Genomic DNA, 17,842 nt, shown 5'->3' on the forward strand with positions numbered 1-17,842 from the left:
AGCAGCCAGGCAAACAGGCCGGAACCCTATGGGCGGTTTTTATTCGCTGAGGAAATAAAAGCCAGCGCTCTCACTGTCCCCTTCTGAGACCCAGCTCGAGAAAAGGTTCAGAGCTCGTTTTCGGCCAGCCGCAGCGCTTCAGCCTCCTTGGTGGGATCCAGGGCGCAGCTGTCATCCAGCAGGCGCTGCAGGTGTGGGCTGACGGCGACCACAAGGGGATTGGTCAGCACGCGCCGGCTGATGCCCAACTCCTCGAGCGAAATCGCCAGGGCTTGGCTGGCCTGGCGGCGCGGCAGACGCCCCTTCTCCAGCTGACAGTCGCTGCTGGCCTTGGCCATGGCGGCATAGCCGCGAATGCGGCGGGCCAGCACCACCACGGCAACCCGGCGCTGAACCTCGGGTGCCAAAGGAGCATCCTCGGCAGCAACAGGGGTGGGTGTTGCCATGGGCAGACCCAGCAACAGCGCAGCAAGGAAGCGGTGGAGACGCATCAAGGTGTCTGGAACGCCCCCTCAGTCAAGCCTGGGAAATCGCTGGGCGATGCTGCTGCCGGTGTACTGCGCCACCCATCCCTCGGGGTTGTTGAACCAACGCACAGCACAGAACTGAGGCTGAGAGCCCATGTCAAACCAATGACGGGTCCCGGCAGGGACCCGCATCAGGTCGCCCCGTTCGCACAGCACGCTGAGCACCTCGGAACCGATGTGCAGCACAAACAAGCCGCACCCTTCCACAAAAAAGCGCACTTCGTCTTCAGCATGGGTGTGCTCCTCAAGGAACTTGCGGCGCAAGGGCTCGCGATCGGGGTGATCCGGCGTCATCCGAATCGCATCGACCGTGGCGTAACCGCCATCGCGTTGAACCCGGGCAATCGCATCGGCATAGGCCTGGAGGATGGTGGCCTGGTCGGCCCCCTCCGGCAGACCCTGCTCCGCCGGCCATTGCTCAAAGCCGATACCCCGGCGGCTGAGCTCCGACTGAATCACGGCCGGATCGTTGCTCTCCAGCGCAGGCATGGGCCCATTCACAGCATGGGCTGAGCTTTCGTCTGGAAAGATGCTGAGACGACTCATCGTCTGGACCCCGGGCGCATCGACTGCTGACCATCATCGATCCCGCCACGACTGGGGGTCTCACACTGGTGGGGGTCGGCCCCGGCGATCCTTCCCTGCTCACCCTGGCCGCCGTTGAAGCCATCCGCCAAGCGGAGGTGGTGGCCTACCCGGTCGGACGACCGGGGGCCGACAGCATGGCCGCCAAAATCGCCGCGGCCTGGATCCGCAGCGACCATCAGCGTCTGCCCTTGTTGTTCCCGATGGTGGAAGCCGCCGAACCGCGGCGCGCCGCCTGGGGATCAGCGGCGCAGGAGCTGCAGCAGGCCATCCGTTCCGGCCAGCAGGTGGCACTGCTGTGTGAGGGAGATGCCTCGCTGTTTGCGAGTTGCAGCTACGTACTGCTGGCCCTGCGTCAGGCGTGGCCCGAATGTCCCATCAGCGTGATTCCCGGCATCACCTCCTGCTCGGCAGCCGCGGCTGCGGGCCTCTGGCCCCTCGCTCTGCAGCAGGACCAACTGCTGTTGCGCCCTTGCCCCGACACACCCGAGGAGCTGGAGCGGGTGCTGGACACCGCCGCGGCAACGGGACAAGTTCTGGCCCTGCTGAAGCTGGGTCGGCGCTGGAGTTGGGTGCAACCCCTGCTGAAGCAGCGAGGCCTGCTGCAACAAGCACTGTTTGCCGAGCGGGTCGGCTGGCCCGACCAGCAGATCTGTTGCGCGGATGCCGTTGCGGCCGAACCTCGCCCCTACTTCTCGCTGCTGCTGATCCGGCAGGGTTGGCCGGAGGTGCTGCCCTAGGCCAGCTCTCGGCTGCGTTCCGCAGCAGCGACGACTGCTTCGATCAAGGCGGAGCGCAGGCCGATGCGTTCGAGCGCGCGAACGCCGGCGATGGTGGTGCCCCCCGGGGAGGTGACCATGTCCTTGAGCTGGGCAGGGTGCAGATTGCGACGGTCCAGCAGCTCAGCCGTTCCAGCCAGGGTGCGGTGGCTCAGCCGCAGGGCCAGGTCCCTGGGAAGACCGGCGGCAACAGCCCCATCGGCCATGGCTTCCGCCACCAAGGCCACAAAGGCAGGGCCCGACGAGGTGAGGGCAAGGAACGCATCGAGCTTGGCTTCCGCCAACTCCAGAACTTCGCCCACATCGGCGAACAGCTGCCGCACCTGATCCCGTTGCCCTTGGTCGATCCCCTCCCCCCAGGCCAGAGCTGTCAAACCAGCTCCCACCAGCGCAGGGGTGTTGGGCACCGCCCGCACACAGCGATGACCGGGAAACAAATGCTGCAACCGCGCCAGAGACACCCCCGCCAACACAGAAATCAACAGCGGTTGACCCACAACAGGTGCTGCAGCTGCCGCAACAGCATCGAGTTGCTGCGGCTTCACCGCAAGCAGCTGGATCGGAGCCGTCCAGACCTGCTGAGCGGAAGGGTCATCAGCCGCAACCAAACCGATGCCAGCCGGAAGGCCCCTACGTCGTTGCTCAAGGGAGCCAGATCCTCCGACCACCGCCAACAGCTGGTCGGCCGGAATCCGTCCACGCTCCAGGAGAGGAACCACAAGGGCCTGAGCCATGCGACCCAGGCCGATCACACCGAAAGCAGGCTGCACTGCGGGCTTCAGAGAGCGGCTGCCCCCCAGGCGGGCGAAGGTGCGCTGGCGGATTCGTCGACATCCGCCACATCGGCCTCACGGCTCACCACCGTTGGAGCCGAGGCTTCGTCTTGACCGGTGTTGGTCACGGTGACGCAGCTGGGGGCGAACAGGAAGATGCTCTCGCCGACGCGCTCCTGGTGTCCATCGATCGCGAAGGTGCCACCAGCAACGAAATCAACAGCACGCTGGGCCTGGTCGGGCTCCATCATCGTGAGGTTGAGGATCACCGTCTTGCGCTCCCGCAGCGCCTGAATGGCCCGAGGCATTTCATCGAAGCTGCGGGGTTCCATCACATTCACCTCGGACACAGCATTGCTGATGCCGGGCATGCCGATCACGTTGGATCCAGGCAGATCACCACCCAGGTCAAACGGGTTGGAGTCTCCAATGGTGGCCAGTGCACCACCGTCAGCCTGCAGGGCGCGATGGTCCTGGTCATCTTGCTCGTCGTCGTAGGCGAAATCATCCAATTCGCCATCGAGATAGTCATCGCCAGCGACGACGGCACGGAGACGGGAGATCAGCGACACCTTGGGATTCCTCTCGGTCTGAATGTGGTTCGAAAACCATGTCCCTGGATACCGTTTTCGCTGCGGCGGGGCAAGTCAATTCGCAGCGTCTGTTGACACCAATCTCGGACCGAACAGGGCCGAACCGATCCTGAGCCAGGTGCTGCCCGCTTCAGCAGCCTCTTTCCAGTCCGTGCTCATCCCCATCGAGCACTCCGCCAAGGCCAGCCGATCCGCCAGGGCACGGCAGTCGGCAAACAACGCCTTGCGCTGCCCTAGGGCCATCTCGAGCGGCGCCATGGTCATCAGACCCGAGATCCGCAACCCCGGCAGAGCCTGCAGATCAGACCAAATGGCACCGAGTTCATCGGCCGACAGCCCCCCTTTGCTGGGATCGGGCCGCAGTTTCACCTGCAGCAGCACTTCAGGTTGACGACCCTCCTCCACGGCGATGCGCGACACCCGTTCGGCCAGCGCCAGAGAATCCACCGAGTGAATGACGTCGAAGGCCTTCACCACCGGCCGCACCTTGTTGCTTTGCAGGCGACCAATGAAATGCCAGCGCAAGTTCAGATCGATCAGCTCCTCCTGCTTCGGCAGAGCCTCCTGCACGCGGCTTTCCCCGAAATCACACTGACCAAGCTCCGCCACGCAACGCACGGACGCGGCTGGATGCCCTTTGCTCACGGCCAGAAGCCTGGATGAAGAGGGGCGGGCTGCCTGGAGCACCTGCCAACGCGCCGCGAAGGAATCGGTCAAGGGTTCAGATGAACGTCTGATCGAACAGCTGACTCCAGGACTCCAGGTCGTCCGAGCCATCACGACGGCAACGGCCCAGATGCACCTCAGCGTGGTGACGCGCATCCCCGTAGGGAATCACTTCGAACTGGGCGCCACGGGGCTGCAGGGTGACCAGGAAGAACATGCGCTGGGCATACAACGTGGCGTAGACGTCACGGCCCTCACCTGCCGGAGCCACCCGATAGAGCATCCCGAAGGTGGGGTGGTTCAGATATCGCTCGGACGCCATGCCGTGATCGGAGCTCATAGAGCACCGTACTGACCACGGAGCCCAATCACCAACACAAGAACGACCATCGCCAGTCCATTCAGCAGAGGAGCAGCCCGATCAGGCGGCATGCGGAAGTACGACGGACCAAGAATTCGACCCCCACGGGCGACAAGGGCATCGGCCCCCTGCTCAGCCCTGAGAAGGATGTTGGCCAGCAGCCGCTCTCCGACGGCCAGCACCAGGCCGAAACCGGCCTTGAAGCCCAGCTGGCGCAGGTTGACCGCACGACTGGCGAGGGAGCGCAGCAAATTCTGGAGCTCCTCCTGCACCAGAGGCAGAAAGCGAAGTGCCAGCAGCAATTGAAACCCCAGCCGCTCTACAGGACATCCCAGCCACTTCAAGGGAGCCAGGCACCAGCTGAGGGCCCAGACCAGATCCTCAGGCGGGGTCGTGATCAGCATCAGGTTGACGCTGTGAATCACGGTGAAGATCAAGGTGGACGTTCGCAGCCCCAGCAGCGCCGAGGCCCGATCCACCACCAGCGGCCCCAGCTGGAGACCGCCCAACTGCAGGGGGCCGAGGCGCAAAAGATCCCAGGAGGGGCCTTCCGTCTCGAGCCCCGGAAGCTCGGCCGGATTGCGCAGCGGGAAGGCCGCAGGGGGATCCACAGCCGGCAAGAACATCGACAGGAGGCCCACCACAACGGCCAAGGCCGTGAGCAGCAGCACAGACCTCCACCACAGCGAGCGAGCCAGTCCACTGCCGAAGGTGATCAGCACCAGAGCCACCACCAGGCCAACGCGCCAGAGGGGCCCCGCCAGAACAGGCGTGAGCAGGAAGAAAAGGGACCAGGCCAGCTTCAGGCGAGGGTCCAAGCGCCGGAGCCAACCCGTGGACCCATCAACGTATTGGCCGATCGGGACCTGGCGCAACCAGTCCATGGCTCAGCCTTTACGACTCTGCTGACGGGCCAGGTCGCGTTCGGCATCACGCTGTTGCTTGCCGCGCCAGAACAGACGCAGCGGGCTGCCATCGAAACCGAGGCCCTCACGGATCTGACGCTCCACATAGCGCCGGTAGGTCTCTCCGAACAACTTGGGGTCGTTGACGAACAGGGTGAAGCTGGGCGGCCGGCTGGCCACCTGGGTGCCGTAATACAGCTTTCCTTGGCGTCCACCGCGGGTGGTGGGGGGACTGCGCCAGCTCAGTGCTTCCTTGAGCACCTCGTTCACAACGGAGGTACTGACGCGGCGACGGTGCTGCTCAACCGCCAGGGCGGCCAAGGCAAAGATGCTCTCCACACGCTGGCCGGTGAGCGCCGAGGTGAACAGCATCGGAGCCCAATCGAGGAAATAAAGCTTGGAGCGCAGCTCCTTTTCCATCGCCGTCATGGTGTGGCTGTCTTTTTCCACCGCGTCCCACTTGTTGACGACCACCACGCAGGCACGGCCGTCCTCTTCAATGCGACCCGCCAGGCGCTGATCCTGCTCGGTCACCCCATCGAGGGCATCGATCACCAGAACACACACATCACTGCGTTCAATGGCCTTGAAACTCCTGTTGATACCGAAGAATTCCGGGCCGTAGTTGACGCTGCGCCGCCGGCGGATGCCCGCCGTGTCCACCAGGCGCCAGGGACGATTCTCACGAATGATGCTGGTGTCAATCGTGTCGCGGGTGGTGCCGCGGATCGGGCTGACAATCGCCCGCTGCTCTCCGCAGATGGCATTCAGCAGACTGGATTTCCCGACATTCGGCCGTCCGATGATGGCCATCTGAATCGGCTCCTCCTCGTCACCCTCCTGATCCTTCGGGGGGAAAAAGGTGAGCACCTGATCCAGCAGTTCTCCGGTGCCGGCGCCGTGGATGGCCGAGATCGGATGGGGTTCACCCAGGCCAAGGGCCCAGAATTCGCCGGCCATCGCCAGGCCCTGTTCCGGCGACTCGCACTTGTTCACCGCCAACAGCGTGGGACAGCGGTGACTGCGTAGGAATTCAGCGATGGACTCGTCAGCGGCCGTAAGCCCCTGCTGACCGTCCACGATCACCAGAGCCACACTGGCTTCCTCGAGCGCCAGAGCCGCCTGCTCCCGGATCTCCGGCAGGAACTCGCTGTCGTCGTCGAACACCAGTCCACCGGTGTCGACGACCTTGAACTCCCGATCGCCCCAGTAGCCGTCCTGGTAGGTGCGATCACGCGTCACGCCAGGCTGATCGTGAACGATGGCTTCCCGGCTGCGGCACAGCCGATTCACCAAGGTCGACTTACCGACATTGGGGCGTCCGATAATTGCGACGACAGGACGCGCCAAGGGTCTGCTCAGGCCAATCTTTCACCCTACAGAGACGCCATAAAGCCCCCTGGAGAACCGAAATTCTTCCGGAGCGAGACTAATAAGTCTCAACTGAGACAGCTAAGGCGGGTTCAGCTTTTTCCTCGCCATGCTCGAGCTCGTCGCCAGCCTTGTGGTCGACCTCTCCGACCAACGCCTGACCGTCTACAACAGCGATCAGGAGGTGGTTCGCGTGATTCCGGTCAGCACCGGCAAAGCCTCAACGCCAACACCGATCTTCAACAGCAAGGTTTATACGAAGTACCGATCCACCACGATGTATGGACGCACCTACACCGTTCCCGGGGTGCCGTTCACGATGTGTGTGAGCCCGAACGAGGCCATCTGCCTCCACGCCGCCCCCTGGCAGGAGAACGCCGGGAAACCCTTCGGCGTGCCCCGCAGCCATGGCTGTGTGCGCATGCCGCTGAACCACGCCCGTTGGCTGTTCCACAACACCCCGAAAGGCACACCCATCACGATTCAGGCCTGAGTTAGGCCACCGGATCACTTCACCGGCAGATCGCCGGGGTGTCCCTGCACCGGATCGACAGGAGGGGGGAGCTCAGGCCCCAGGGGCCCCTGCTCCGGCAGGGGCTCGCCCCGCTGGGCCAGCCAGGACAACAGCCAGTTCACGGCGGTAGCCCGTCGGGTTCGGCGGGGGTACAACTCACCGATGCGGTACCCCGCGAAATTGAGCTGTTGTTTGAGCAGCTGTTTGTGTTCCTTGGGAACCGAGCGGGTCAAACGAACCGACGCCGGACGCTCCGCGATCAGCTCGGGAGCCTCAGGGAAGGCATCGGCCCATTCGGAGGGGGTGTCGGGACCGGCACACCACTGCGGCTCAGCAGGCTGATAGCCCAGGCGTTCCCAGATCCTTTCGCAGACAAAGCGATCGCTGCAGCGGTCCTCGAGGATCTGCACCAGCAACGAACGACTGAGCGGCCAGGGCATGTCGGTTGCGTTGTGCAGCATGGACCCATGATTGCTTCATCCCCTCTGCAGCTTCCCGGCAATGGAACCGCGCGTCAGCTGCGCTGCCGTGTGCTGCAGTCGCCGCTGGCAGGGGTGAGCGATCGGATCTTTCGCGGTCTGGTGCGGCGCTGGGCGCCCGACGCGCTGCTGTTCACCGAAATGGTGAATGCCACCAGCCTCGAGATGGGGCATGGGCTCTGCAAGGTGGAGTCGCTCGCCCAGGAATCCGGGCCCATCGGCGTGCAACTGTTCGACCACCGCCCCAAGGCCATGGCTGATGCAGCACGACGGGCTGAAGCCAGTGGGGCCTTTCTGATCGACATCAACATGGGCTGCCCTGTGCGCAAGATTGCCCGCAAAGGGGGTGGTTCCGGCTTGATCCGTGATCCCGAGCTCGCCATCAAGATTGTGGAAGCGGTGGCAGATGCCGTGGCGGTGCCAGTCACGGTGAAGACACGCCTGGGCTGGTGTGGCAGTGATGCCGATCCCGTGCACTGGTGCCAGCAGCTGGAACAAGCCGGCGCACAACTGCTCACGCTGCATGGACGCACCCGCGAACAGGGCTTCAAGGGCGCTGCGGACTGGAGCGCGATTACCCAGGTAAGAAAAGCCCTCACAATCCCCCTGATCGCGAACGGCGACATCAACAGCCCCGACGATGCCCTGCGCTGCCTGCAGCAAACCGGCGCAGCGGGCGTGATGGTGGGCCGAGGCACGATGGGAGCCCCATGGCTGGTGGGACAGATCGACGCCGCTCTAGCTGGTCTTCCGATCCCCGACACACCCAACCCGTCAGCACGGCTTGCACTGGCCCGCGATCAACTGGACGGCCTGGTGGAGGATCGCGGCGACCATGGCCTGCTGATCGCCCGCAAACACATGGGCTGGACCTGCACGGGCTTCCCCGGTGCCTCGCGACTGCGGCATGCCCTCATGCGAGCCCCCACGCCCGCCCAGGCCAGGGAGCTGCTGACGCAGCAGATCGACGCCCTGGCAGCCTCCACTTAATCCATCCCGGAGTCAACCGACACAAATCAAGTCATGCACTCAAACGCGTGAACCGGCAGCCAGTCTTGACGATTGGGTTTCAGCAATTTCCTACACACTGAAACTCAGCTGGACTCAACGTCTGAACCCACGCTCTCACCAAAGGTTTCGTCCATGCCTTCCGCCTCCGAACTGTTGGGAGACCATGGTGAAGGCTCAAGGGACAACACCGGTCCGTTAATGCGGATCGCCGCCACGACCAACGGACAGTGATCACAGATGATCGATGCAACGCCCGCTCGCGCCGAGGATCCGATGACGCAGCCGTTCAGGATTGAAACCGACAGCCTGGGGGGCATTGAGGTGGCGTCCGAAGCGCTCTGGGGAGCCCAGACCCAGCGGTCGCTTCAGAACTTCGCCATCAGCGACGAACGGATCCCGCTCGAAATCATCCAGGCCCTGGCCTGGATCAAGCGTTCCTGCGCCACGGTGAACGGCGAGCATGCGCTTCTGAACTCTCAACAGGTGGAGCTGATCTGCACGGCGGCCGATGCCATTGCCGCTGGCCAGCACAACGACCAGTTCCCACTGCGGGTCTGGCAGACCGGAAGCGGGACCCAGACCAACATGAACATCAACGAGGTGATCAGCAATCTGGCGTCTCAAGCCTCAGGCACCGCCCTCGGCAGCCACACCCCAGTGCACCCGAATGACCATGTCAATCGGTCGCAATCCACCAATGATGTGTTTCCCGCAGCGATCCACGTCGCCGCGGCCAAACAACTGAAGGACGGGCTGCTGCCGGCACTCGATGCCCTGGTGCAGGCCCTGGATGCCAAAGCCCAGGCCTGGATGCCCATCGTCAAGATTGGCCGCACCCATCTGCAGGACGCGGTGCCCCTGCGTCTGGGCGATGAAGTGGGCGCCTGGCGGGATCAACTCAAACAAGCCCAGGCATGGCTGGAGGACTGTCTGGTCAGCCTTGGCGATCTTCCCCTGGGAGGCACCGCCGTGGGCACGGGATTGAACACGCCGCCGGGCTTCCGCCATGCCGTTGCAGAAGAGCTGAGCCGGGTCGCCGGTGTCAGTGTTCGTCCCGCTGACAACCTCTTCTCTGTGATGGCCGGCCATGACGCCCTCGTTCAAGCGATGGGCCAACTTCGCCTGCTGGCGGTGGCCCTGCTCCGGATCGCCAACGACGTGCGGCTTCTTGGGTGTGGCCCCCGGGCAGGTCTGGGCGAGTTGCGGCTGCCCGCCAACGAACCCGGCAGCTCGATCATGCCGGGAAAAATCAATCCCACCCAGTGCGAAGCCATGGCCATGATCTGCACCCAGGTGATCGGTCTCGATGGCGCCGTGGCAGCCGCTGGCGCAGGCGGCCATCTGCAGATGAATGTCTACAAGCCCTTGATCGGCTTCAACCTGCTGCAGTCGATCCGCATGCTCAAGGACGCCATGACCAGCTTCCGCCAGAACCTGGTGGAGGGTTTGGAGCCGGATCGGGAGCAGATTCAGCGGTTCGTGGATCGCTCCTTGATGCTGGTCACCGCCTTGACCCCGAGCATTGGTTACGAGAAGGCCAGTGCCATCGCTCAGCATGCCCACCATCAGGGGTTGACGCTGAAGCAGGCGGCCCTGGAGCTCGGCCACATCAGCGAAGCCGACTTTGATCAGCAGGTGAATCCCGGCGCCATGGCCGCTCCGGACGCCTGAACTCAGGCGGCCCGCTCCGTTGCCGGGTTGAGCGCAGCGGAGGCCGGCACCAGATCCTCGGCCTCGGCCACGGGGAAGCGGTTGATCGCTTTCAGAGCCTGACGGGCATGGCTGCGCAGTTGCTCGCTGATCGCTTCGCAGTAGGGCACCTGGGCCAGAAGGTCCACGGTGCGGCGCATGATGCGCACCACATCGCCCTCATCCAGCGAGGTATTGGCGATCAGATCGCTCCAGGAGGTTCCCCGCGCCCAGGCATCCACAAGGCCCATGAGCTCGGGTTCCCACCAGGCCGGCACCACCACACCGGCGCGTTCCTGGGCCCGCAGCAGCTCGCGACGCAGACCCGAAAGATCCTGCAGGGCTTCCTCAGCCGCCGCAGGTGGCGGGAAGCCACTCCACAGGTCGGGGCGGTTGACCTCGGTGCTGATCGCCTCGAACACCGCTGCAAGGTCCGGGGGGGAGAGGTCATCGAGATGGCCACTCATCAGCGCCAGACCCAGCCAGAGTTCGTTGTCGCCCCGCAATGCAGCAACGGTGCGGCCGATCTCCGTGGGATCCAGCTCATCGAGGCATCCGAAGTGCTGCAGGATCTCCATCAAGGCCAGGAAGGTCTCCCAGTGGCGGTTGGCCCGCTGATGCAGCAGCTGCTGCCGTTCAGCGATCTCCAGCTCCAGATCTTCCATACGCCGGCGGTGCTTCTTCAGCTGTTTGCGATCTCCCCAGCGATGGGCCGGATGCTGCTCCTGCTCCTGCTCGAGATCTCGCACCAGCCGGGCCTGGGTCAACACCTCCCCAGCCAGGTCGTATTGAGGGGTGGTCATGTCGTGGCGCCGGGCCATGTGGGCCACGGCTAACGCCAAACCACCACTGGCCTGATCGCCATGGCGCAACTCACCGGAGCGGGACAGCTCCGGGATCTCGAGCCCGTCCACCTGCAGACAACTGAGCTCCGCATGGATGCTCACCACGGCCTGACAGGGCAGCAGGATCCAGACGTTTTCGTCCGTCAGACAGAGCAGCAGCGGGAACTGACCGGGCCCCTTCACCTTCTCAACGATCACCGCGGGCGCGACGCGCCCTCGCAGCTGCGGCGATTTCAGGCTGACCAGGGTGCCGGTGCTGGCGAACTGCAGGGCCATCGTCAGCTCATTGGCCAGCGTCTCCTCGGCCTGCTGCTGAAGGATGCGGAGCAAGCGCCGCTCTTCGCGGAGCCGCCCACGCATTTTTTCGTACTCCTCAAAATCTTCCCAGGGGATGTCGCCGGCGACACCCTCCAGCTGGCTGAGTTGCAACCGCAGCTGGGACAGGTTCTCCTCGTCCTCCACGAGGTCAAGCCCCGCCAGATAGCGGCCAAAACTGCGCTCCACCAGCTCCCTGGCCTTGGCCAGATCGTGGCGTTGCAGCAGGTTGAGAACCATGCCGTAGCTGGGGGTGAACTGGCTCACCAGGGGGTCAGCAGGACTTGTCGCCAGGTGACCTGCTTCACGCACACCTTCGAACCGGCTTTGCACCGTCACGACGTAGCCCTGGGAGTCGAGGCCACGCCGCCCGGCCCGGCCGGCCATCTGGAGGAACTCACTGCCCATCAGCGGGCGATGCCCCCGCTCAGTGCGCTTGGAGAGAGCCGCAATCACCGTGCTGCGGGCCGGCATGTTGATGCCTGCCGCCAGGGTCTCCGTGGCGAAGACCACCTTCACCAACCCCTGCTGGAAGAGCTCCTCGATCAACTCCTTCCAGGCGGGCAGAACACCGGCGTGGTGGGCAGCGATGCCCCGCAGCAGCGCATCAGCGTGAATTCCATCCCGAACGGCCTCGGGGTTGTCTTGGCTGTAAGCGGTTAAACGCTCCTTGATCCGCGCCTGCTCCTCCTGGGTCACCAGGCACTGCACCCCCAGATCACGCACCGCCTTGTCACATCCGCGGCGGCTGAAGATGAAATAGATGGCTGGGAGCATCTGCCGCTCCGCCATCTGAGCCACAACGAAGCTGATCGGCGGTGGCTCCGGTTGCGGCGGCCTCTGGGAACGCCCTTTGCGCTTGTGCCCCTTGGGCGCGCGCCAGACCTTGCAGTTGGGATGAAGACCCGTACCGGCTTCGTTCAGCAGTGGATGTAACCCCTTGGCACTGCAGAAGCTGAACTGCAGCGGCACCGGCCGGTGGTCACTCATCACCAACGTGGTCGGACCATGCACCTTCTCGATCCAGTCGGTCAGCTGCCCGGCATTGGCCACGGTGGCCGAAAGCGCCACCAGCTGCACCGTGGGTGGGCAATGAATGATCGACTCCTCCCAGACCGTGCCGCGCTGGGAGTCGTTCATGTAGTGGCACTCATCGAGCACCACCGCCTCCACATCAGCCAGGGGATCGTCGTGCTCATCCGCCTCGGCGTAGAGCATGTTGCGGAAGATCTCCGTGGTCATCACCACGATGGAGGCCTCGCGATTCACGCTGAGGTCACCGGTCATCAAACCCACGTTCTCCGCACCGAACTGATCGCGGAAATCGCGCAGTTTCTGATTGGAGAGAGCCTTGAGAGGTGTGGTGTAAAAGACCTTCTGGCCGTGGGCCAGGGCGCGATGAATGGCGTATTCACCGATCAGGGTTTTGCCGGATCCTGTGGGGGCACTGACCACAACCGAATGACCCTGGTTGAGGGCATCCATGGCCTCCAGCTGGAAATCATCCAGCGGGAAGGGAAAGATTTCTGAGGGATTCAGTGGGGCACTGCGATCGACATCGGGCTCGGATCGGGGCGTGGCCGGTGTCGATTGGTTCATCAAATGATCTTAAGGATCCTGACTAAGCTCTCTTTCAAACAAGCGATAAGCCGCGCCAATGCAATCAATCAGATGTGCCGACCTCCTTTGACGGAACCGCGCCAGATCATGAAAAGTAGTGAAGAGAATGCTTCGAGCTCTGGTGAGACCACCGGAGCTTTTTTTGTGCCTGCCTCCACTGCGGCGAAGGGTGACAGAGGCACTGCGCCAGTGCCATGACGGAGAGGATTGAGCCCCACCGCCTGTGACCAGCACTCAGCTCACCAAGCCGCGGCCGGCTGAAGACACCCTGATCGATGCTCTGAGGGGCTGCCGCGACGTGAAGGAGCTGAAGGCCCTCGAACAACGCCTGGCATCTACAACCGATGCGCCGCCGCTGTTCACCTGGATCTGCGATCTGCTCGTGGCACGGCGCATCTCCCGTGGCCTCGCCGCCCGCCTGCTGTTTGAACTCCACAACGGGGACTCGACCTAGGGCGAGCGGCGCCTCCACACGGCAGCAAGGGCGCTGCCGATCAGGCAGTGAATCACCGCAGAGATGGCACCCGGCAACGCCGTGAGGGGACTGGCGAACCCGCCACTGCGGGCGAGCACCACGGCCAGTCCCGAGTTCTGCATGCCCACCTCGATGCTGATGGTGCGCTGGGCCTGCACGCTCTGCCCCGCCAGCCGGGGAATCAGCCAGCCGAGCAGGAAGCCGCCGCCATGCAGCAGCAGGCAAGCCAGGATCAGCACGGGCCCCTGCTGACGCAGCACAGCCGTCTGGCTGCCCACGATGCTGGAGACGATCATCACGATGGCCATCACTGCCAGGGGAGGCATCACCGGCTCAATCCGCTTGGCCACACAGGGCAGACCACGCTTGAGCACCACCCCAACGGTGACCGGCAGCAACACCACTTGGAGCACGGCCAGGAACAAGGCCCAACCGTCCACCGGCACGTACTGACTGGCCAACACCTGCGTGAGACGCGGGGTCAACACCACCGCCGCCAGGGTGCTGATCGTGGTCATGACCACCGACAGCGCCACATCGCCGCGGCCGATCAGAGCCACCACATTGCTGGCGGTCCCCCCCGGGCAGCAGCCGACCAGAATCAAGCCCACCGCAAGCGGGGCAGGCAGATGAAGAGCCGCCGCGATCCCAGCGGCAAGGGCCGGCATCACCAGGAACTGCACCAGCACCCCCAGCAGCATGGCGCGAGGGCGTCGACCCACCCGCACGAAATCAGCGGGTATCAACCCGACGCCCATGCCGAGCATGATCACGCCGAGTCCAAGGGCGATCAGTGGCCCCTTAAACCAGATGAACAGCGGGGGATGCAGCAAGGCCAGCAGAGCTCCCAGCAACGTCCAAAGCGGAAAGAGCAGAGTGAAACGCTCCCAGGTCATGACGATCAGAGGACTGCGGCCATCCTTGTTCAAGGCGGATTCCAGACTGTTGTGATGCGGGACCACGCTTCTCCCATCCCCCCAGCCCGCCGCCGACGCCTGCGGAGCTTGAACTCCGGCCAGGAGCCCTGGCAGCTGCAGGATCCCGCCGGAGCCGGTCAGCTGGTTGATCTGGCGAGCAACGACTACCTCGGGCTCAGCCGTCATCCCGATGTGCTCGCAGCGGCATCGGAGGCCATGGCCTCCGATGGCGTCGGTGCCGGTGGATCTCGCCTGATCACCGGAACCCGACCACGCCATCTGGAGCTGGAAGCAGCTCTCGCCACCTGGCTGAACCGTGACCGGGTGCTGCTGTTCCCCAGCGGATTTCAAGCCAACATCGCCGCCCTAACGGCCCTGAGTGACAGGCACACCATCGTGTTGGTGGACCGGCTGATCCACCACTCGCTGCTGGCCGGTGTCCGCACCAGTGGGGCGCGGCTGCAACGCTTTGCCCACAACGATCTTGAAGATCTCGACCAGCGGCTGCAGCGGCTCAAGCCGACAACACGGCCACCACTGGTGGTGACGGAAAGCCTGTTCAGCATGGAAGGCACCAGCCCTGATCTGCAGGGCATCGCCGACCTTTGTGCCCACCACGGTGCACAGCTGCTGGTGGACGAAGCCCATGGCCTAGGGGTGCTGGGGCCCGGCGGCCGTGGGCTTTGCCATGGACTCCAACGGCCTGTGGCCTTGGTGTGCGGCACCTTCGGCAAGGCCTTCGGCAGCGGAGGTGCATTTTTGGCTGGGGACCACACCACGATGGAGCTGCTGCTGCAAACCAGTGGGGCCTTCCGCTACACCACGGCCCTGGCCCCACCGCTGGTGGCGGGAGCCCAGGCTGCCCTGCGCCTGATCCAAGCCCATCCCAACTGGGGAAGGGAGCTGAGCCTGCGCTCGGAACGCTGGAGGACAGCACTGGCGCACCAGGGCTGGGCGAAACCGGCAGGACACGGCCCCGTTCTCCCGCTGTTGATCGGGGACGACCAGGACGCGCTCGACCTCCAGCAACAGCTGGAGCAGGCGGGGCTGCTGTCGGTGGCGATCAGGCCGCCCACGGTGCCGGAGGGGACCGCCCGTTTGCGCCTGGTGCTGCGGCGGGACCTGCCGGAGGGCACATTGGAGCAACTGCTCGCAGCCCTCGGCTCTCGATGATGCAGGTCCTGGCGATGCATGGTTGGGCTGGCCAGGCCGGCACCTGGTCCCACTGGCGACAACGCTTTGAAGACGGGGGAGCGAAATGGTCCAGCGCGGACCGGGGCTACAGCGGCGGTGAGACCGTTGCTCCGGCATGGCCCCCCGGCCCAGGACGCAACCTGTTGATCGCCCACTCCCTGGGGCTGCACCTGCTGCCGGCAGCTGTGCTGGCGCAGGCCAATGCGGTGGTGCTCCTGGGGAGCTTCAGCGCCTTCGTGCCACATGGGCGCGCAGGGCGCGCGGTGGCAGCGGCTCTGAAGGGGATGCAGGCGGCCCTGGGCACCGACGAGGAACTGACGATGCTGGAGCGCTTCCTCGACAAAGCCGCTTCACCCCATGCCCGCAGCGCCCTGCCCCCAGCCCCCCTGCTGCAGGGTTTGACGAGCCTGGGGCGCCAGCGGCTGCAGCAGGATCTGGAGCTTCTGGCGCGCTGCCAGAGCCTGCCAACGGGCTGGCCTGAAGCGGTGCCTGTGCTGGTGGTGCAGGGCGAACAGGACGCTGTGGTACAACCCGCATCAGCACAGCAGCTGATCGATGACCTCGGAGCGCAACCGCTGACCCTGCAGCGGGATCCGAATTGGGGCCACGCACTGATCACACCAACGGTGCTCTCGGTGGTGCAGCAATGGCTGGGGGCCCTGTGATTCGCCCCGACCAGGTACTGGAGCGCTTCAGTCGCGCAGCACCGACCTATGCAGGCGAGGCGTTGCTGCAACGGGCCATGGCCTGGCGCCTGGCCAAACTGAGCCGTCGCTGCTCCATTCGGCGCGGCCTGTGGGCTGACCTCGGCAGCGGCACCGGTCATCTGGCCGCAGCCCTGGAAGTCGCTCATCCAGGCCAGCAGGTGATCCGTCTTGACGGCAGTGCCGCCATGTTGAACAGCCACCCCCATGGAACACACACCCTGCGGCATGACCTGAGCCGCGGGTTACCGAACTGGAGTGAGCCTCCGCAACTGCTGGCCTCCAGCTTTGTTTTGCATTGGTTACCGGATCCAGCCCAGCAGCTTCGGCGTTGGGTGGATGCCCTGCCAAAGGGGGGCTGGCTGGCCCTGGCGGTGCCGGTGGCTGGAAGTTTTCCGCAATGGCAGCACGCCGCCCGGGCAGCGAATCAAACCTGCACGGCCTTGTCCATGCCGGTGCGGGAGCAACTGATGGCAGCCCTACCGGATGGGGTAGTGCAACGGGACGAGTGCCTGAGCTTCACCCAACACGCCGCCAATCCACTGCGGCTGCTGCGACCGATGAGCAACATCGGCGCCTCCGTCACCAACGTGGGCCAGCTCTCCCCAGGCCAATGGAAGGCCGTCTTCCGGGCTTGGCCCCAAGCCGATGCATCAGCCGGGTTCGCCCTGACCTGGAGGATGTGGGTCCTGATGGTGAAGCGATGAACGGCAGCGTCAGTCGCCTGGTGGTGTGCGGAACCGACACGGACGTTGGCAAAACCGTGGTGAGCGCGTGGCTCGTGCAGGGGCTTCAGGCCAGCTACTGGAAACCGGTGCAGAGCGGACTGGAGGGCGGCGGTGACCGCGAACGGGTGCGGCAGCTGTTGAACCTCCCGCTGGAACGGATGCTGCCCGAGGCCTATGCCTTCCGAGAGCCGGTCTCCCCCCACTGGGCCGCCGAACTGGACGACACGCCACTCGACCCTGCCCAACTCGCCATTCCCCAGCATCAGGGATCCCTGGTGGTGGAGACGGCTGGAGGGTTGATGGTGCCCCTCACCCGCAACTGGCTCCAGATCGATCAACTGGTGGAGTGGCAGTTGCCCATCGTTCTGGTGGCCCGCAGTGGACTGGGCACCCTCAACCACACCCTGCTCAGCTTGGAAGCGTTGAGACGGCGGAATCTCACGGTGTTGGGACTGATCCTCAACGGCCCCCTCCATGCCGACAACCCGGGGACCCTCAAGCAATTCGGTGACGTCCCCGTTCTGGCGCAGCTCCCGCCCCAGGCCTCGCTCTCAGCAACGGTTCTGGAGCGGCTTTGGCACGAGCAAAATCTCACCACTACATTCCGAGAAGTGTTGAAGCGCTCGTCCCCGTGACGTCACGTCAAACCCTCGCGACCCTGGCTGTTTCAGCACTCTGCGTTGGGATTCTGGTGCTGTTCACCGACATCGAGGTGCAGCTGGTGCGCTGGGTGAACTGCAGCGCCATCGCCACAGAGGCGGAAAAGAACAGTGACGTCTGCCGCTGACCCC

21 protein-coding genes are annotated in these 17,842 nt (G+C 64.5%); 10 read left to right on the top strand and 11 right to left on the bottom strand.

Going from position 1 to position 17,842, the window contains the following annotated elements:
- Positions 1-107: 107 nt before the first annotated feature.
- Complete coding sequence (locus tag DXY03_RS08265; protein WP_115010008.1) at positions 108-491, bottom strand: hypothetical protein; 384 nt, start codon at positions 489-491, stop codon at positions 108-110.
- Between the two features lie 21 nt (positions 492-512).
- Positions 513-1,073 (bottom strand): acireductone dioxygenase, encoded by a 561-nt coding sequence (locus DXY03_RS08270; RefSeq protein ID WP_115010009.1) that lies wholly within the window; start codon positions 1,071-1,073, stop codon positions 513-515.
- A gap of 68 nt (positions 1,074-1,141) precedes the next feature.
- Here DXY03_RS08270 and cobI point away from each other — a divergent pair, with 68 nt between their 5' ends.
- The gene (gene cobI, locus DXY03_RS08275; RefSeq protein WP_115010010.1) at positions 1,142-1,852 is read left to right on the top strand and encodes a precorrin-2 C(20)-methyltransferase; all 711 of its coding nucleotides are present in this window, start codon (positions 1,142-1,144) and stop codon (positions 1,850-1,852) included.
- Here the strand turns inward: cobI and proC are convergent.
- The 6 genes from proC to der all read right to left on the bottom strand — a co-directional run bounded on the left by proC (position 1,849) and on the right by der (position 6,539).
- Positions 1,849-2,625, bottom strand: a complete 777-nt coding sequence (gene proC / locus DXY03_RS08280) for a pyrroline-5-carboxylate reductase (RefSeq protein WP_244272377.1) — start codon at positions 2,623-2,625, stop codon at positions 1,849-1,851. The two genes, cobI and proC, sit on opposite strands and share 4 nt — an antisense overlap.
- Before the next feature lie 44 nt (positions 2,626-2,669).
- On the bottom strand, positions 2,670-3,236 hold the full coding sequence (locus DXY03_RS08285; protein ID WP_115010012.1) for a cell division protein SepF: 567 nt from the start codon (positions 3,234-3,236) through the stop codon (positions 2,670-2,672).
- Positions 3,237-3,311: 75 nt separating this feature from the next.
- Positions 3,312-3,974: a YggS family pyridoxal phosphate-dependent enzyme gene (locus DXY03_RS08290; RefSeq protein WP_115010013.1), complete on the bottom strand. Its 663-nt coding sequence runs from the start codon at positions 3,972-3,974 to the stop codon at positions 3,312-3,314.
- A 4-nt stretch (positions 3,975-3,978) separates the two neighbouring features.
- On the bottom strand, positions 3,979-4,245 hold the full coding sequence (locus tag DXY03_RS08295; protein ID WP_025362464.1) for a PipX family protein: 267 nt from the start codon (positions 4,243-4,245) through the stop codon (positions 3,979-3,981).
- Between the two features lie 14 nt (positions 4,246-4,259).
- Positions 4,260-5,168: an energy-coupling factor transporter transmembrane protein EcfT gene (locus tag DXY03_RS08300; RefSeq protein WP_115010014.1), complete on the bottom strand. Its 909-nt coding sequence runs from the start codon at positions 5,166-5,168 to the stop codon at positions 4,260-4,262.
- Between the two features lie 3 nt (positions 5,169-5,171).
- Positions 5,172-6,539, bottom strand: a complete 1,368-nt coding sequence (gene der, locus DXY03_RS08305) for a ribosome biogenesis GTPase Der (RefSeq protein WP_115010015.1) — start codon at positions 6,537-6,539, stop codon at positions 5,172-5,174.
- A gap of 130 nt (positions 6,540-6,669) precedes the next feature.
- On the opposite strand from der, the gene DXY03_RS08310 reads away from it, so the two are divergent.
- On the top strand, positions 6,670-7,053 hold the full coding sequence (locus DXY03_RS08310) for a L,D-transpeptidase (protein WP_115010016.1): 384 nt from the start codon (positions 6,670-6,672) through the stop codon (positions 7,051-7,053).
- A gap of 14 nt (positions 7,054-7,067) precedes the next feature.
- Here DXY03_RS08310 and DXY03_RS08315 read toward each other — a convergent pair whose 3' ends face one another.
- Positions 7,068-7,535, bottom strand: a complete 468-nt coding sequence (locus DXY03_RS08315; RefSeq protein WP_115010017.1) for a DUF1823 family protein — start codon at positions 7,533-7,535, stop codon at positions 7,068-7,070.
- Positions 7,536-7,541: 6 nt separating this feature from the next.
- Here DXY03_RS08315 and dusB point away from each other — a divergent pair, with 6 nt between their 5' ends.
- Together dusB and DXY03_RS08325 are read left to right on the top strand one after the other, a co-directional pair.
- Positions 7,542-8,543 (top strand): tRNA dihydrouridine synthase DusB, encoded by a 1,002-nt coding sequence (gene dusB / locus DXY03_RS08320; protein WP_115010018.1) that lies wholly within the window; start codon positions 7,542-7,544, stop codon positions 8,541-8,543.
- Positions 8,544-8,801: 258 nt separating this feature from the next.
- Positions 8,802-10,235: a class II fumarate hydratase gene (locus DXY03_RS08325; protein ID WP_115010019.1), complete on the top strand. Its 1,434-nt coding sequence runs from the start codon at positions 8,802-8,804 to the stop codon at positions 10,233-10,235.
- A gap of 2 nt (positions 10,236-10,237) precedes the next feature.
- On the opposite strand, the gene DXY03_RS08330 is transcribed toward DXY03_RS08325, so the two are convergent.
- Entirely contained in the window at positions 10,238-13,012 is a 2,775-nt protein-coding gene (locus DXY03_RS08330; protein ID WP_115010020.1) for an RNA helicase, read from the bottom strand.
- A gap of 244 nt (positions 13,013-13,256) precedes the next feature.
- Between DXY03_RS08330 and DXY03_RS08335 the strand changes: the two genes are divergently transcribed.
- Positions 13,257-13,487: a hypothetical protein gene (locus tag DXY03_RS08335; RefSeq protein ID WP_114989413.1), complete on the top strand. Its 231-nt coding sequence runs from the start codon at positions 13,257-13,259 to the stop codon at positions 13,485-13,487.
- On the opposite strand, the gene DXY03_RS08340 is transcribed toward DXY03_RS08335, so the two are convergent.
- Positions 13,484-14,404, bottom strand: a complete 921-nt coding sequence (locus DXY03_RS08340; RefSeq protein ID WP_115010129.1) for a bile acid:sodium symporter family protein — start codon at positions 14,402-14,404, stop codon at positions 13,484-13,486. The two genes, DXY03_RS08335 and DXY03_RS08340, sit on opposite strands and share 4 nt — an antisense overlap.
- Before the next feature lie 54 nt (positions 14,405-14,458).
- On the opposite strand from DXY03_RS08340, the gene DXY03_RS08345 reads away from it, so the two are divergent.
- The 5 genes from DXY03_RS08345 to DXY03_RS12310 are packed head-to-tail and all read left to right on the top strand — an operon-like array spanning position 14,459 to position 17,838.
- Positions 14,459-15,598: an 8-amino-7-oxononanoate synthase gene (locus DXY03_RS08345; protein WP_115010021.1), complete on the top strand. Its 1,140-nt coding sequence runs from the start codon at positions 14,459-14,461 to the stop codon at positions 15,596-15,598.
- Positions 15,598-16,284, top strand: coding sequence for an alpha/beta hydrolase (locus tag DXY03_RS08350; protein WP_244272367.1), 687 nt, complete (start codon positions 15,598-15,600; stop codon positions 16,282-16,284). The genes DXY03_RS08345 and DXY03_RS08350 overlap by 1 nt, the downstream gene beginning before the upstream one ends.
- On the top strand, positions 16,266-17,030 hold the full coding sequence (locus DXY03_RS08355) for a methyltransferase (RefSeq protein ID WP_115010023.1): 765 nt from the start codon (positions 16,266-16,268) through the stop codon (positions 17,028-17,030). The genes DXY03_RS08350 and DXY03_RS08355 overlap by 19 nt, the downstream gene beginning before the upstream one ends.
- The gene (gene bioD / locus DXY03_RS08360; protein ID WP_115010130.1) at positions 17,027-17,686 is read left to right on the top strand and encodes a dethiobiotin synthase; all 660 of its coding nucleotides are present in this window, start codon (positions 17,027-17,029) and stop codon (positions 17,684-17,686) included. Before DXY03_RS08355 ends, bioD begins: the two co-directional genes overlap by 4 nt.
- Entirely contained in the window at positions 17,683-17,838 is a 156-nt protein-coding gene (locus DXY03_RS12310; RefSeq protein WP_170951106.1) for a hypothetical protein, read from the top strand. The genes bioD and DXY03_RS12310 overlap by 4 nt, the downstream gene beginning before the upstream one ends.
- Positions 17,839-17,842 lie beyond the last annotated feature (4 nt).

The organism is Synechococcus sp. N5, from assembly GCF_900473925.1.
Classification (GTDB): domain Bacteria; phylum Cyanobacteriota; class Cyanobacteriia; order PCC-6307; family Cyanobiaceae; genus Parasynechococcus.